At 68.3% G+C, this 14,517-nt stretch carries 16 protein-coding genes and 2 pseudogenes; 7 read left to right on the plus strand and 11 right to left on the minus strand.

What is annotated here, in order from left to right; all coding sequences use genetic code 11:
• The first annotated feature begins 40 nt into the window (after positions 1-40).
• Positions 41-718: a 50S ribosomal protein L25/general stress protein Ctc gene (locus tag MBEBAB_RS12930; RefSeq protein WP_021698436.1), complete on the plus strand. Its 678-nt coding sequence runs from the start codon at positions 41-43 to the stop codon at positions 716-718.
• An 83-nt stretch (positions 719-801) separates the two neighbouring features.
• The gene (pth, locus tag MBEBAB_RS12935; RefSeq protein ID WP_021698437.1) at positions 802-1,422 is read left to right on the plus strand and encodes an aminoacyl-tRNA hydrolase; all 621 of its coding nucleotides are present in this window, start codon (positions 802-804) and stop codon (positions 1,420-1,422) included.
• On the opposite strand, the gene MBEBAB_RS12940 is transcribed toward pth, so the two are convergent.
• The gene (locus tag MBEBAB_RS12940; protein ID WP_021698438.1) at positions 1,419-2,129 is read right to left on the minus strand and encodes an RlmE family RNA methyltransferase; all 711 of its coding nucleotides are present in this window, start codon (positions 2,127-2,129) and stop codon (positions 1,419-1,421) included. The two genes, pth and MBEBAB_RS12940, sit on opposite strands and share 4 nt — an antisense overlap.
• 68 nt (positions 2,130-2,197) lie before the next feature.
• Between MBEBAB_RS12940 and MBEBAB_RS12945 the strand changes: the two genes are divergently transcribed.
• A complete protein-coding gene (locus MBEBAB_RS12945; protein ID WP_021698439.1) occupies positions 2,198-2,656 on the plus strand; it encodes a peptidylprolyl isomerase in 459 nt (152 codons plus the stop codon).
• 55 nt (positions 2,657-2,711) lie between these two features.
• On the opposite strand, the gene parC is transcribed toward MBEBAB_RS12945, so the two are convergent.
• From parC to lepB, 4 genes and pseudogenes are all read right to left on the minus strand, one after another.
• Positions 2,712-4,910, minus strand: a complete 2,199-nt coding sequence (gene parC, locus MBEBAB_RS12950) for a DNA topoisomerase IV subunit A (RefSeq protein WP_021698440.1) — start codon at positions 4,908-4,910, stop codon at positions 2,712-2,714.
• A gap of 68 nt (positions 4,911-4,978) precedes the next feature.
• Positions 4,979-5,886 (minus strand): annotated as a pseudogene (era, locus tag MBEBAB_RS12955) (GTPase Era).
• Positions 5,887-5,923: 37 nt separating this feature from the next.
• Positions 5,924-6,631, minus strand: a complete 708-nt coding sequence (gene rnc, locus MBEBAB_RS12960) for a ribonuclease III (RefSeq protein WP_021698442.1) — start codon at positions 6,629-6,631, stop codon at positions 5,924-5,926.
• Positions 6,632-6,635: 4 nt separating this feature from the next.
• On the minus strand, positions 6,636-7,295 hold the full coding sequence (gene lepB / locus MBEBAB_RS12965) for a signal peptidase I (RefSeq protein WP_021698443.1): 660 nt from the start codon (positions 7,293-7,295) through the stop codon (positions 6,636-6,638).
• Positions 7,296-7,319: 24 nt separating this feature from the next.
• On the opposite strand from lepB, the gene MBEBAB_RS17775 reads away from it, so the two are divergent.
• A complete protein-coding gene (locus tag MBEBAB_RS17775; RefSeq protein WP_242397174.1) occupies positions 7,320-7,562 on the plus strand; it encodes a hypothetical protein in 243 nt (80 codons plus the stop codon).
• Between the two features lie 241 nt (positions 7,563-7,803).
• Here the strand turns inward: MBEBAB_RS17775 and acpS are convergent.
• The 6 genes and pseudogenes from acpS to folK form a co-directional block, all read right to left on the minus strand.
• Positions 7,804-8,228 (minus strand): annotated as a pseudogene (gene acpS, locus MBEBAB_RS12970) (holo-ACP synthase).
• A complete protein-coding gene (locus tag MBEBAB_RS12975; RefSeq protein WP_021698445.1) occupies positions 8,225-8,980 on the minus strand; it encodes a pyridoxine 5'-phosphate synthase in 756 nt (251 codons plus the stop codon). The pseudogene acpS and the gene MBEBAB_RS12975 overlap by 4 nt, the downstream one beginning before the upstream one ends.
• Positions 8,981-9,042: 62 nt before the next feature.
• The gene (gene pyrE / locus MBEBAB_RS12980) at positions 9,043-9,630 is read right to left on the minus strand and encodes an orotate phosphoribosyltransferase (protein WP_021698446.1); all 588 of its coding nucleotides are present in this window, start codon (positions 9,628-9,630) and stop codon (positions 9,043-9,045) included.
• A gap of 46 nt (positions 9,631-9,676) precedes the next feature.
• Complete coding sequence (locus MBEBAB_RS12985) at positions 9,677-11,833, minus strand: RelA/SpoT family protein (protein ID WP_021698447.1); 2,157 nt, start codon at positions 11,831-11,833, stop codon at positions 9,677-9,679.
• Between the two features lie 122 nt (positions 11,834-11,955).
• Positions 11,956-12,315, minus strand: coding sequence for a DNA-directed RNA polymerase subunit omega (gene rpoZ / locus MBEBAB_RS12990; RefSeq protein WP_021698448.1), 360 nt, complete (start codon positions 12,313-12,315; stop codon positions 11,956-11,958).
• A gap of 92 nt (positions 12,316-12,407) precedes the next feature.
• Positions 12,408-12,962, minus strand: a complete 555-nt coding sequence (folK, locus tag MBEBAB_RS12995) for a 2-amino-4-hydroxy-6-hydroxymethyldihydropteridine diphosphokinase (protein ID WP_021698449.1) — start codon at positions 12,960-12,962, stop codon at positions 12,408-12,410.
• Between folK and MBEBAB_RS13000 the strand changes: the two genes are divergently transcribed.
• The 3 genes from MBEBAB_RS13000 to MBEBAB_RS13010 all read left to right on the plus strand — a co-directional run bounded on the left by MBEBAB_RS13000 (position 12,961) and on the right by MBEBAB_RS13010 (position 14,399).
• Positions 12,961-13,500, plus strand: a complete 540-nt coding sequence (locus MBEBAB_RS13000) for a LabA-like NYN domain-containing protein (protein WP_021698450.1) — start codon at positions 12,961-12,963, stop codon at positions 13,498-13,500. The two genes, folK and MBEBAB_RS13000, sit on opposite strands and share 2 nt — an antisense overlap.
• Positions 13,497-14,144 carry a uracil-DNA glycosylase gene (locus tag MBEBAB_RS13005; protein WP_021698451.1) on the plus strand — a complete coding sequence of 216 codons (648 nt, stop codon included), beginning with the start codon at positions 13,497-13,499 and terminating at the stop codon, positions 14,142-14,144. The genes MBEBAB_RS13000 and MBEBAB_RS13005 overlap by 4 nt, the downstream gene beginning before the upstream one ends.
• A 63-nt stretch (positions 14,145-14,207) precedes the next feature.
• Positions 14,208-14,399 carry a hypothetical protein gene (locus tag MBEBAB_RS13010; RefSeq protein WP_021698452.1) on the plus strand — a complete coding sequence of 64 codons (192 nt, stop codon included), beginning with the start codon at positions 14,208-14,210 and terminating at the stop codon, positions 14,397-14,399.
• Positions 14,400-14,517 lie beyond the last annotated feature (118 nt).

The raw sequence follows: 14,517 nt of genomic DNA on the forward strand, positions 1-14,517 counted from the left end.
GGCCGTTTTGCGCGGCGGTTTTGTTATTGAGGCGAGCCTGATGGCTGAGATCATTCTGAACGTGGACGTCCGCAAGGACGTGGGAACCGGCGGCGCCCGCGCTGCGCGGCGTGAAGGCTTCGTGCCGGGCGTCCTGTATGGCGGCGGTGAAAAGCCGGTCGCCATCTCGGTCAACGAGAAGGACTTCCGCAAGTCGCTGTACACCGGCAAGCTGCTGGGCCACCTGGTGACCCTGAAGTACGGCAAGGAGACCCAGCCGGTCATCGCCAAGGACATCCAGTTCGACCCGGTGTCGGACCGTCCGATGCACTTCGACCTGATGCGCGTTGACGCCAAGGGCGACGTGAAGATCTCGATCCCGGTTCACTTCAAGAACCAGGACGAGTGCGCCGCCTTCCGTCAGGGCGGCTCTCTGGAGATCGTCCGCCACGAAGTCGAGATCGTCGTCCGCGCCGACCGCATCCCCGAAGAGCTGGTCGTGGACCTGGCCGGCCGCGAGCTGGGCGACGCGATCCGCATGTCGGACATCACCCTGCCCGAGGGCGCGCACGCCACCATCACCGACCGTGACTTCATGATCGCCTCGATCAAGGTCTCCTCGGCCGCCCAGTCGGAAGCCGCCGACGAAGCCGCTGACGCCGCCGCCGAGGAAGAAGCCGCCGCGCCTGAGGCTGAAGCCGAGGCCGAGGCCGAAACGGAAGAGAAGTCGGAAGACTGATCCCGCTTTCCGGGTTGGAAGCTTGAGACGGCCCCTTCCGGAAACGGAGGGGGCCGTTTCCTTTTCTGGACTAGATTGACGCCATGCTGATTCTCGCCGGCCTGGGCAATCCGGGCGACAAGTACCGCAACAACCGCCACAACATCGGCTTCATGGCCGCCGACGCCATCGCGCGCCGTTGGCGGTTCGGACCCGAGCGGGCCAAGTTCCAGTCGGTGGTCTCCGAGGGCGTGATCGAGACGCCCCAGGGCGAGGTCCGCGCCCTGCTGATGAAGCCCCAGACCTACATGAACGAAAGCGGCCGCGCCGTGGGCGAGGCGGCGCGCTTCTACAAGGTCCCGCCCGGCGAGGTGATCGTCTTCCACGACGAGATCGACCTCGCCCCCGGCCGCTTCCGCATGAAGACCGGCGGCGGCGCGGCGGGCCAGAACGGGGTGCGCTCGCTGATCAGCCACCTGGGCCCCGACTTTCGCCGCGCCCGGCTGGGCATCGGCCATCCCGGCGAGAAGCACCTGGTGATGCCCCACGTGCTGGGGGACTTCCACAAGGCCGAGCTGCCCTGGGTAGAGGCCCTGCTGAACGCCGTCGCCGACGCCCTGCCCTTCGCCGCCATGGGCGACGACGAGCGCTATCAGGGCGAGGTCCTGCGTCTGGCGCCCGCGCCCAAGTTCAGCCCCCGGCAGGCCGCGCGAAACGACGACTAGCGCTTGTTCAGCGCCACCATGAACACCTCGGACGAATCCTTGCGGCTGGCTTCCGGCTTGACGAATTTCACCGTCTCGAACTCGGCCCGCAGCCGGTTCTTCAGATCGCCCAGGTCCGCGCCCTGGAACGCCTTGGTCACGAACGAGCCGCCCGGCTTCAGATAGGTGATGGCGAAATCCGCCGCCGCCTCGATCAGCAGGACGATCTTCATGTGGTCGGTCTTGCGGTGCCCCACCGTGTTGTGGGCCATGTCGGACAGCACCAGGTCCGGCGGTCCGCCCAGAAGCTCGAGCAGCCGCTCGCCCACGCCGGGATCGGTGAAGTCGCCTTCGATCAGCTCCGCGCCGGTGATGGGCTCGATGGGCAGCAGGTCCACCCCCGCCACCGCCGTCGCGCCGCGTTTCAGGGCCACCTGCACCCAGCCGCCGGGCGCCGCGCCCAGGTCGATCACCCGCGCCCCGTCCCGGATCACGTGCAGGCGGTCGTCGATCTCGGTCAGCTTGAAGGCCGCGCGGCTGCGCCAGCCCTCGGCCCGGGCCTTTTCCGAGAATTTGTCCGCCAGCTGGCGCTTGATCCATTCCTGGCTGGACAGGGACTTCTTGTCCGCCGTGCGGATCTTCTGGCCCATGCCGCGTCCGGCGGCGGTCCCGCCCGTGGGCAGTCTCACCATGCGGCGGCGTTCGGGCGGTTTTTCATCCTGGCTCATGAACGCTCCATAGCCCTCACGCGCTTGAACGGCTATGACCCCCGCGACTTTAGACACGGAGAGCCCCAATGGCCGACACCCTGACCTTCACCCTCGACACCGGCGCCGGCACGGGCGACGTGGTCATCAAGCTGCGTTCCGACCTGGCTCCCGGCCACGTGGAGCGCATCACCGAGCTGGCCTCCGAGGGCTTTTATGACGGCGTGGTGTTCCACCGCGTCATCCCCGGCTTCATGGCCCAGGGCGGCGATCCCACGGGCACCGGCACCTCCGGCTCGTCCAGGCCCAACCTGAAGGCCGAGTTCAGCAAGGAGCCGCACGTGCGCGGCGTCTGCTCCATGGCCCGCACGGCGAACCCGGACAGCGCCAACAGCCAGTTCTTCATCTGCTTCGACGACGCCACCTTCCTGGACGGCCAGTACACCGTCTGGGGCCAGGTCATCGAGGGCATGGACCACGTGGACGCCCTGCCCAAGGGCGAGCCGCCCCGCGCGCCCGGCAAGATCGTCAAGGCGACGGTGGCCTAGGGCCCGTCATCCGCTACCGGGAGGGGCGGCCTGCGCCGCCTCTCCATGGACACCCTCAGCGGAACTTGCGCAGCCCCCGCGGCCCCTGCCGGCCGGCCGCGGCGCGCTTGCCCAGCCAGTCGCGCCAGTCGGGCCAGTTGCGGCGACGGTCGCCGCCGTCGCGCCAGTCGGGGCCGTCCTCGGCGTTGAACACGGTGATGTCGGCCAGGCCGCCCTGCTTGTAGGTCTGCAGCTTGACGCCCTTGCCGCGCGCCATCTCCGGCAGTTCCTCTAGCGGGAACACCAGCGCCTTGATGTTCTCCCCGATCACCGCGACATGATCGCCCGACACGCGCAGGCAGGCGGCCATGTCGCCGTTCAGCACCTGCTTGCCGCCGCGCTTCTGGGCCAGGGCGTCGTCCTCGGGCGTGACGAAGCCGTAGCCCGCCTTCGACGCCACCAGCAGCTTCGCGCCCGGCTGGTGCGCCAGCACGTTGATGATGGCCGCGCTCTCGTCCAGATCGATCATCAGGCGCAGCGGCTCGCCGTGCCCGCGCCCGGACGGCAGCTTGTCGGCGCCGAGGGTGAAGATGCGCCCGTCGGACGCCGCCACCAGCAGCTTGTCGGTGGTGAAGGCGGGCACGAGGAAGGCCAGATCGTCGCCCTCCTTGAACTTCAGCTCGGACGGATCGTCCACCTTGCCCCGTGCGGCGCGGATCCAGCCGCGCTCGGACAGGATGACGGTGATGGCCTCGCGCGGGATGAAGGCGTCGATGGACACCTCGCTGACGTCCGGCGCATCGCCCATGGTGGTGCGGCGCGGCGAGATCAGGGCCTTGCGTACGTCCTGCAGGCCCAGCGCCAGCAGCTTGGTCTGTTTGGCCGGAGAGGCGATCATGGCCTTGAGGCCCGCCAGCTCCTCAGCGAGTTCGTCGAACTCCTTCTGGATGGTCATTTCCTCAAGCCGCGCCAGCTGACGCAGGCGGGTGTCGAGGATGAAATCGGCCTGCAGCTCGCTCAGGGCGAAGCGTTCGATCAGCCGGGCCTTGGGCTGCTCCTCTTCGCGGACGATGCGGATGACCTCGTCCAGATTGAGGAAGACGAGCTTGAGTCCTTCCAGCAGATGTAGCCGTTTTTCAATGCGTTCCAGCCGCCACTGACCACGGCGGATCAAGACCTCGCGGCGGTGATCCAGGAAGGCGACCAGACAGGCCTTGAGCCCCAGCACGCCCGGGGTGCCGGTGGCGTCCAGCACGTTCATGTTGATGGGGAAGCGCACCTCGAGATCGGAGAGCTTGAACAGGCTCTCCATCAGCACCTCGGGCTCCACCGTGCGGGACTTAGGCTCCAGGATCAGGCGGATGTCCTCGGCGGACTCGTCGCGCACGTCGGCCAGCAGGGGGGCTTTCTTGTTTTCGATCAGGTCGGCCAGGGCTTCGATCAGCTTGGACTTCTGCACCTGATAGGGCATCTCGGTGACGACCACGCGCCACATGCCCCGGCCCAGATCCTCGGTCTCCCAGCGCGCGCGCAGGCGCACTCCGCCCCGGCCGGTCTGGTAGGCGTCGAGAATGGAAGCGGCGGACTCCACCGCCACGCCGCCGGTGGGGAAGTCGGGGCCGGGCACGATGGCGACCAGTTCCTCGGTCGTCGTTTCCGGCGTCTCCAGCAGCTTGAGACAGGCGTCGATCAGCTCGGCGGCGTTGTGGGGCGGGATCGAGGTGGCCATGCCCACGGCGATGCCCGACGAGCCGTTGGCCAGCAGGTTCGGGAACCCGGCGGGCAGGACGATGGGCTCCTCGTCCTGATCGTCATAGGTGGGGCGGAAGTCGACCGCGTTCTCGCCGATGCCCTCCAGCAGCAGCTGGGCCGCCGCCGTCAGCTTGCACTCGGTGTAGCGCATGGCCGCGGCGCTATCGCCGTCGATGTTGCCGAAATTGCCCTGCCCGTCCACCAGCGGATACCGCTGGGCGAAGTCCTGGGCCAGACGCACCAGCGCCTCATAGATCGAGGCGTCGCCGTGGGGGTGGTAGCCGCCCATCACCTCGCCCACCACCTTGGCGCACTTCCGCGCCGCGGCCTGGGGGTTCAGGCGCATCTGGTGCATGGCGTACAGGATGCGCCGGTGCACCGGCTTGAATCCGTCGCGCACGTCCGGCAGCGCCCGGTTGGTGATGGTCGACAGGGCATAGGCCAAGTAGCGGCGGCTGAGCGCCTCGCCCAGGGGCTCGTCGACGATGCGGCCGCCCTCGGGCGGCGGAGTGTGAACAGTCATGGGCCGTCGAATCAGGGATGTGAGGCCCGAAGTCTAGCCCGGATGCCGGGTTATCCCCCCACGGATCCCTAGACGTCGAAGTCCAGTCCGAACTGCGCATACAGCGCCCGGGAGTCCTGCCACTTGGGATCGACCTTGACCGTGATGAACAGGTGGACCGGACGGTCCATCAGTTCGGTCAGCTCCTCGCGCGCCTTCTGGCCGATCCATTTCAGGGTCTGGCCGCCCTTGCCCAGGATGATCGGGCGCTGGCTGTCGCGCTCCACATAGATGGTCTGTTCGATGCGGGCCGAGCCGTCGGGCTTCTCCTCGAAGGCGGTCGTCTCCACGGCGGCCGAATAGGGCAGTTCCTCGTGCACGCGCAGGTACAGCTTCTCGCGGGTGATCTCGGCGGCCAGCACCCGCAGGGGCACGTCGGCGCTCTGGTCCTCGGGATACAGCCACACGCCCTCTGGCATCAGGGCCGCCAGACGGGCCTTGAGATCGTCCACCCCCGAACCGTCGGCGGCCGAGATCATGAACACCTCGGAATAGACGCCCAGTTCGAACAGCTCCTGCGACACGCCGAGCATGGCGTCGCGACGCACGCCGTCGATCTTGTTCAGGGCCAGGATGGCGGTGGCGCCGGTGGCCTTGAGGTTCTCGGCGATGGCGCGCGTGTCCTCGATCTGGCGGTGGTCGGCGGCGGAGCTTCGCGGGCGGCCACCGCGATCTCGGCGGCGACGTCCACCAGATGCACCACGGCGTCGGCGTCCTGCGCCCCGCCCCAGGCCGAGGCGACCATGGCCCGGTCCAGCCTGCGGCGCGGCTTGAAGATGCCCGGGGTGTCCACCAGCACGATCTGGCTCTGCTCATGGATGGCGATGCCGCGCACAGGGAAGCGCGTGGTCTGCACCTTCTGGGTGACGATGGAGACCTTCGATCCCGTCAGCCGGTTCACCAGCGTGGACTTGCCGGCGTTGGGCGCGCCGATGATGGCGGCGAAGCCGCGCGGGGGGTGGGGGTGGTCTCGGTCAAATGACGCCTTCTCGGTTCAACAGGGCGACAGCGGCCGCCTTTTCCGCCTCCTGACGCGAACGTCCCTGGGCGGTCAAGGGTTCAAGCCCCTCGATCGACACTTCGACGGTGAATGTCGGCGCATGATCCGAGCCGGTGCGCTTGACCACGGCATAGGACGGCAAGGGCCGCCCCTGCGCCTGCGACCACTCCTGGAGCGCGGATTTGGGATTGGCCAGGCGGGGCGCGGCCGGCACGGCCAGCTCTTCGGCCCAGGCCCGTTCGAACACCGCCCGGGCGGCGTCCATGCCTCCGTCCAGCCACACGGCGGCCAGCACCGCCTCCATGGCGTCGGCGACGATGCCGTCCTTGCGCCGCCCGCCGGTCTTGGTCTCGCCGGGCGACATCCGCAGGGCCTCGCCCAGATTCAGCCGGTGCCCAACGCGGGCGCAGGCGGCCTTGTCCACCAGGCTGTGCAGGCGCGACGACAGCTGACCCTCGTCCGCCTCGGGAAAGTCGCGGCACAGGCGGTCGGCCACCAGCAGTCCCAGCACCCGGTCGCCCAGGAACTCCATCCGCTGGTTGTCCGGCACAGGCTTGCCGTGGGGCATGCCTCCCTCCCCCACGCTGGCGTGGGTCAGGGCGCGGTCCAGCAGGGCCCTGTCGGAAAACGCGTGGCCGAGGCGGCGCTCAAGCTCTGCGACCGCCTCGGTCCGGGCGTTCATGGGGTCAGTTCAGCCCGTTGAAGAAGCGGCTGGGCCGCAGGTTGGCGAACCAGCTGACCGGGTTCCACAGCGAGGCGCCGGGCTCCCACGAGAACAGCACGATCTGGGCCTTGCCGACCAGATTCTCCTCCGGCACCAGGCCCACATCAGCGCGGCTGTCGATGGAGTTGTCGCGATTGTCGCCCATCATGAAGTAGTAGCCCTCGGGCACCTCGAATACCTGGGTGTCGTCCAGGTCGAAGCCGCGGCCGAAGTCCTGGATGCGGAAGGTGCGGCCCTCGGGCAGGGTCTCGTCCACCTGGGCTGCATCCATGGGCCCGAACGGGCCGTCGATGCGCAGGGAGCCCGCGGGCACGTTCTCCACCGCCACGCCGTTGATGTGCAGCTGTCCGCCGATCATCTGGACGCGGTCGCCGGGCAGGCCGATGACGCGCTTGATGTAGTCGGTGCGGTTGTCCTGGGGCAGCTTGAACACCACCACGTCGCCGCGATCCGGCTGCGAGCCGAAGATGCGGCCCTCGAACAGCGGCGGGCTCCACGGCAGGGAGTGGCGGCTGTAGCCATAGTTCCACTTGGACACGACGATGTAGTCGCCCTCGTAGAGGTTCGGCTCCATGGAGGCGGACGGAATGGTGAAGGGCTGGAACAGCAGCACCCGCAGCACCAGGCGATGGCCAGGGCGTAGACGATGGTCTTGATGATCTCGACCGTCTCGTTCTGGGGCGGCTTCACCTTGACCGGGCGGCCCTGGGAGCGGGCGGGACGGTCCACGGGCTCGTCCTCGAAGGGCGCGTCGCCCTTGTCGCTCCAGATGGGCCGCGGGGGGGTCTGGCTGGTCCCGGCCACGGCGGAAACCGTCGTCGCGCCCGCGGCCGCCGCGGCCATCATGGCCTGTTCGGTGGTTTCCGGCTCTGCGGGATCGGCAGGCTGAACCGGCTCGTCCGCCTCGACGGGCGTTTCATCGACGGGTTGGGCGGAAACCTCGTCCTGCGCGTCCTCCAGAGGCGGCTGCGTCTCGGCCAATTCGGGCGCGGAGGCGGTCTCGGCCTCGTCGACGGAGGGCTGGTCGGCTACAGGGGCGTCCGCCGCGATCGCGTCGTCTTCGTCCCGGTCCGGCTTTTCGTTGTCTGTCATCGGTTTTCACGCCCATCCCCGCCGCTTGACGCGGTCGTTCAGGCGCCTTCGGTAATGGTTGACGGGGTTGCGGGCAAGGCTTCGATCACCACGAACGCCAGGGCATAGGGGTGCTCATCAGACAGCGTCAGATGAATTCGCGGTTCGTGGCCGGGCGGGGTCAGGCGCGCCAGATGCGCCGCCGCATGACCGGTGAGGGCCAGGGTCGGCTGGCCCGAGGGCAGGTTCACCACCCCCATGTCGCGCCAGTAGACGTCGCGCCGCATGCCGGTGCCGAGCGCTTGGCGCAGGCCTCCTTGGCCGAGAACCGCTTGGCGTAGCTCCAGGAGGCATCGGGCTTGCGATCCGAACGGATGCGCTCGATCTCGGTGAAACAGCGCTGCTTGAAGCGGTCGCCGAACCGCTCCAGCGACGCCTCGATGCGCCGGATGTCGGTCATGTCGGCCCCGATGCCGATGATCACAGGCCCCGCGCCTCGTCCATCAGCCCGCGCATCCGCGCGATGGCCGGCGCCAGACCGACGAAGATGGCCTCCCCGATCAGGAAATGGCCGATGTTCAGCTCCACCACCTCGGGAATGGCCGCGATCGGCGTGACTGTGTCATAGTCGATGCCGTGGCCGGCATGGACTTCCAGCCCCAGCGCCGTGGCCTGCGCCGCCCCGGCCCGCAGGGCGGCCAGCTCGGCCTCGGCCTCCTCGACGCGGCCTTCGCGGAAGGCGTCGCAATAGGCGCCGGTGTGCAGCTCGACCACCGCCGCGCCCGTCCGATGGGCGGCGTCGATCTGATCGGGATCGGGGCCGATGAACAGGGACACCCGTGATCCGGCGTCGTTCAGTTGCGCCACGAAGGGCGTGATCCAGTTGTGGCCGCCCACCACATCCAGCCCGCCCTCGGTGGTGCGCTCCTCGCGCTTCTCGGGCACCAGACAGACGGCGCGCGGGCGATGGTGCAGGGCGATGGCCAGCATCTCCTGGGTGACCGCCATCTCCAGATTGAGCGGCCGCGCCTGCTCGCGCAGCAGGTCGGTCAGGCTGTCGATGTCGCCGTCGGAGATGTGGCGGCGGTCCTCGCGCAGATGGGCGGTGATGCCGTCGGCGCCCGCCTCCAGCGCCTCACGCGCCGCGCGCACGGGATCGGGATGAACGCCGCCCCGCGCGTTCCGCACGGTGGCCACATGGTCGATGTTGACACCCAGGCGGACCCGCTCGGCCATCCCTCGTTCTCCTCGCCCGATGCGGGCCATGCCTCTTCAGCCCGCCGCGAACGCGGACTCTTTCACGACTTCGCCAGACGACGGCTGCCCGGATCCTCCACCGGCACGGCGGCCAGCTCCGGCGGCAGGGCGTCGGCGGGGTAAGCGGGCACGTCCAGGGTTGCCAGGGCGATCAGGGGCACGCCCACATCGGCGCGGCCGCCCGACCGGTCCACGATGCAGGCGGCGGCGACCACCTCGCCCCCCGCCTTCTGGATGGCGGCGATGCATTCGCGCGACGACAGGCCGGTGGTGACGATGTCCTCCACCATCACGACCTTCTCGCCCGGCTCCACCGAAAAGCCCCGGCGCAGGCGGAATTCGCCACCCTCACGCTCCACGTACATGGACGGCACGCCCAGATGCCGCGCGGTCTCGTAGCCCGGAATGATGCCGCCGACGGCGGGCGAGATCGCCACATCCACCGGCCCCACGGCGGCCGTCACCTTCTCCGCCAGCGCCCTGCACAGGCGGGCGCAGCGGTCGGCGTTCATGAACACCAGGTTCTTCTGCAGGAAGACCGGGCTGTGCAGGCCGGAAGACAGCACGAAATGGCCTTCGCGCAGGGCGCCGGCGGCTCGGAATTCTTCAAGGACGTCGTCGGAGGTCATGCTTGCGGACCTAAGCCGCCCGCGCCGTTTCGGCAAGGGCGGAAGCTCAGCCCCGCGCCCGCTCCACCGTGTCGACGCTGGGGTTGGCGCGCAGGGCGGCGATGATCTGGGTGGCGTGCCGGGCGTCGGCCACCTCCACGTCGATCTCCATGTCGAAGAAGTCCTGCTGACGGTGGGTCATGTTCAGGTTCAGGATGTTGCCGCCCGCCTCGCCGATGACGGTGGCCACCTGCCCCAGCACGCCGGGCGCATTGCGCATGGTGGCGACCAGACGGGTGGAGGCCACCGCGTCCTGTTCGGCCTGGGGCGTCCATTGCAGGTCGGTCCAGACGGAGTCGTCGTCGGCGAAGTCCGCCAGGGTGTTGCAGTCGATGGTGTGGACGGTCAGGCCCTGCCCCGGCTCGATGATGCCGACGATCCGGTCGCCCGGCACCGGCGAGCAGCAGGCGCCGAAATGGATGCTGACCCCGGGACGCAGGCCGCCGCCGCGCACATAGAGGCGCGCGTCCGACCCGCTTTCGATGCGCTTCTTCTCGACCGGCTCCGGGCCGGAGGCCTTGAGCTTGGGAAACAGGATGCCCACGACCTTGCCGGCCTGGGCCTGGCCGCGCCCGATCTGTTCGAACAGATCCTCTTCAAGCTCGATGGCCAAGGTCTCCAGCGCCGGCTTCAGCGAGACGTCCTTCGCCTCCTTGTCAACGCGGGCCAGGGCCTGGTCCAGGGCGGCGCGGCCCAGCTTCTGGAACTCCTCGCGCTCGGACAGGCGGATATGGCGGCGAATGGCCGAACGGGCGCGGCCGGTGACGGTCAGGGAGCGCCAGTCGGAGGGAATGTCGGGCTTGGCGCCGCGGATGATCTCCACCACGTCGCCGTTCTGGAGCGGCGTGCGCATGGGCTTGAGCTCGCCGTTGATCTTCACGCCCACGGCGCTGTCGCCCACCTCGGTGTGGACGGCGTAGGCGAAGTCCAGCGCCATGGCCCCGCGCGGCAGGGTGATCAGCGACCCCTTGGGCGTGAAGACGAAGACCTGATCCAGATACATCTCCAGCTTGGCGTGCTCGACCCAGTCCTCGCCGCCCTCGCCGTGCTCGATCACCTGCACCAGATGGCGCAGGGTCAGCAGCGGATCGCGCCCGCCGCCCTCCTCCATGGCCTCGCGATCGAAGCCATAGGACTTGTTCTTGTAGCGCCAGTGGGCGGCCACGCCTTCCTCGGCCACGCGGTCCATGGCCTCGGTGCGGATCTGCATCTCGATGCGCAGGCCCGACGGGCCGACCACGGTGGTGTGCAGGCTGCGGTAGTTGTTGGACTTGGGCGTGGAGATCAGATCCTTGAACCGCTCCGGCACCATGGGCCATGCCCGGTGGATGACGCCCAGCGCGCGGTAGCAGTCGTCCTCGCTCTGAAGAATAACCCGAAAGCCGTAGATGTCGGACAGGGCCGAAAAACCCAGCGCCTTCCTCTGCAGCTTGCGCCAGATGGAATAGGGCGTCTTCTCGCGACCGAACACGCGGGCCTTGATGCCCGCCTCCTCCAGCACCGTCTGAACCTCGCGGGCCACCCCCTGGACGGCGCGGCCGTGCTCGAGGCGAAGGGCCTCCAGCCGCCGCTCGATGGCGGTGCGGGCCGTCGGGTTCAGGTGCTCGAAGGCGAGCTCCTCGAGCTCGGTGGCGATGCGGTGGATGCCGATGGAGCGGCCCAGCGGCGCATAGACCTCCAGGGTCTCGCGGCTGATTCGCTCACGCTTCTCGGGCTTCACGAACTCGAGGGTGCGCATGTTGTGCAGGCGGTCCGCCAGCTTGACCAGCAGCACCCGCACATCCTTGGAGATGGCGAGAATGAATTTGCGCAGGTTCTCGGCCTGGCGCGTGTGCTCGGCCTGAAGCTCCAGCCGCGACAGCTTGGTGACGCCCTCGACCAGACCGGCCACCTCCTCGCCGAACATCTCGGCGATGTCGTCACGGGTGGCGGAGGTGTCCTCCACCACGTCGTGAAGCAGGGCGGTGACGATGGTGGCGGTGTCCAGGCGATAGTCGGTCAGGATGCCCGCCACCTGGATGGGGTGGGCGAAATAGGGATCCCCCGAGGCCCGCAGCTGCGAGCCGTGCATCTTCATCGCATAGACATAAGCCCGGTTCAGCAGGCCCTCGTCGGCGGTGGGGTCATACGCCTTGACGGCGTCCACCAGCTCGAACTGACGCATGGCGCGCGAACGGGCCGGGGCGGGTTTCGCCTCGGCCCGTTCTGAGCTTGCAGTATCAGGACCCGGCGTGGACGCCTGGGCACGCGCCGGGGAAATCAGGATTCCGTCGGCTGGCGCGGGCGTCAGTAGCGATCCTCCTGGCCGCCGTCACGGTCGCTCTGCAGGGCGCGGATCAGCTCCTGCTCGGCCATGTTCATGTGCTGGGGTTCGGCCAGCAGGGCCACGGTCTCGGCCTCGTCCTCGGCTTCGGTGCGCTCATCCACGCGCTGCAGCGTGGTGATGAGGTTTTCCTGCAGATCGTCCGGAACCACCGTGTCGTCGGCAAGCTCGCGCAGGGCCACGACGGGGTTCTTGTCGTTGTCGCGGTCGATGGTCAGGGCGGCGCCGTTCGAGATGCCGCGCGCGCGGTGACCGGCCAGCAGGACCAGTCCGAAGCGGTTCGGAACCTTCTCGATGCAGTCTTCGACGGTGACGCGGGCCATGAATATCCTCGGAGGGGCTTGGGGAGAACCGGGGAAAATAGAGGGTTCGACGTGGCAAATCAATGGCGCGCGACGTGCGGAATGTCGCGGCGTCAGTTGACCGGCCGCGCGTCCGTTCCGACTTTACAGCTTTCAGCCAGCACCTTCGCCGTCTTCGCCGCCGTCGGGTGCACCCATTCCGGCGCGATTTCCGCCAGCGGGCCCATGACGAACAGGCGCTCGGCCGCGCGAGGGTGCGGCAGGATCAGACCCTCCAGATCGCCGCTGAGGCGGCCATAGGCGATCAGATCCAGGTCCAGGGTGCGCGGGGCGTTGATCCGCCCACGCTCCCGTCCGAACGCCTCCTCAATCCGCCCCAGCGTCGCCATCAGGGCGTGGGGGTCATGGGCGGTGGTGACGACGGCGACCCCGTTGACGAAGGGCGGGTCCGACGGATCTGGCCAGGCGGCCGAGCGCCACCAGGACGACAGCGCCAGAACGTCGATGCCGTCTGCCCGGAAACGGGCGACCGTCGCCTCCAGCACATCAATGCATGACGGCCAGACCCCCTTGTCATTCGAGCCCAGTGCGATCACCACTGCATCCTCGCCGCCGACAGCCAGGTCCGGATCGTCGGCGGTCTCGATATTTTGCGGATTTTCAGTCATGCATTTCTATCCGACGGAGCGCATCGCGCTGTTCATCGACGGCGCCAATCTGTATTCGGCCGCCAAGTCCCTGAACGCGGACATGGACTTCAAAAAGCTGATCGAATTCTTCCGATCAAGTGGCGTTCTGGTTCGCGCCTACTATTACACAGCCATTGTCGAGGGCGAAGAGTATTCACCGATCCGTCCTCTTGTGGACTGGCTGGACTACAACGGCTTCACCATGGTGACCAAGCCGGTCAAGCGCTACACCGACGCCTCGGGCCACACCCGCACCAAGGGCAACATGGACGTGGAGATCGCGGTGGACATGCTGTCCATGGCGCCGAACATCGACCATGCGGTGCTGTTCTCCGGCGACGGTGATTTCCGGTATCTGGTCGAGGCCGTTCAGGACAAGGGCGTGCGGGTCAGCGTGGTCTCCACCCTCAAGAGCCAGCCGCCCCAGGCCGCCGACGACCTGCGCCGCGCCGCGGACCAGTTCGTGGACCTGTCCGATCTGATGGACGTGTTCGGACGCCCGAGCCGCGAGGCATGAAGACTCTGATCCCCGAGCCGCCCGCCAAATGCCCGCTGTGCCCTCGCCTGGTCGAATACCGGGCCGGGAACGAGGCGCAGAACCCGGACTGGTTCAACGGCGCGGCCCCCTCCTTCGGCGATCCCGAGGCGCGGCTGCTGGTGGTGGGCCTGGCGCCCGGCCGCACGGGCGCGAACCGCACCGGACGGCCCTTCACCGGCGATCACGCGGGCTGGCTGCTGTACGAGACCCTGATCAAAACCGGCTTCGCGCGTGGCCGGTATGACGCCCGGCCCGACGACGGCCTGGAGCTGATCGACTGCATGATCACCAACGCCGTCCGCTGCGCACCGCCCGGCAACAAGCCCCTGCCGATCGAGGAGAAGACCTGCCGCCCGTTCCTGATCGACCGGCTGGCCGCCCTGCCCCGCCTTCAGGTCATCGTCACCCTCGGCGACGTGTCCCGGCGCAATGTGCTGAAGACCCTGGGCCTGCCCGCCTCGGCCGCGCCGGCGGGCCATGGGGTGGAGGCGGAGGTGGGCCCCTACCGCCTGATCAACAGCTACCACTGCTCCCGCCTCAACACGAACACCGGCCGCCTGACCCCCGCCATGTTCGAGGATGTGTTCAAAAGGGCACGGCAGGCCCTGGCCGTCACGAACTGACAGCAGAGCCGGGAACACGAATCAGGCCTTCTCCGTTGATGTCCCGCTGAGGGAGCAACGGATATGACCAGCAAACAGAGAACCTTCACCCGCAAGGAAAAGCGCGTCGCCCTGACCGCGCTCGCCGTCGCCGTCGTGGTGGTCGCGGCCATCACCCTGCTGAACCCCAAGCCCTATCTGGGGACCTATGAGACCGGTCGTGGTTTCGACGCCCCGGCGGGGGTGATGGACGCCCGGCCCATCGGCGCCGCCTGATCCGGAGCATGATCGTTTCGGACGGAACCGCGCAGCGGTCCCGGCTGAAGCGTGAATCATGCTCTCGCTTTAATCTGGAGCCTGATTCACGGCATCAGCGGAATCGCGAAGCGATTCC

The organism is Brevundimonas abyssalis TAR-001 (genome assembly GCF_000466985.1).
Lineage (GTDB): Bacteria > Pseudomonadota > Alphaproteobacteria > Caulobacterales > Caulobacteraceae > Brevundimonas > Brevundimonas abyssalis.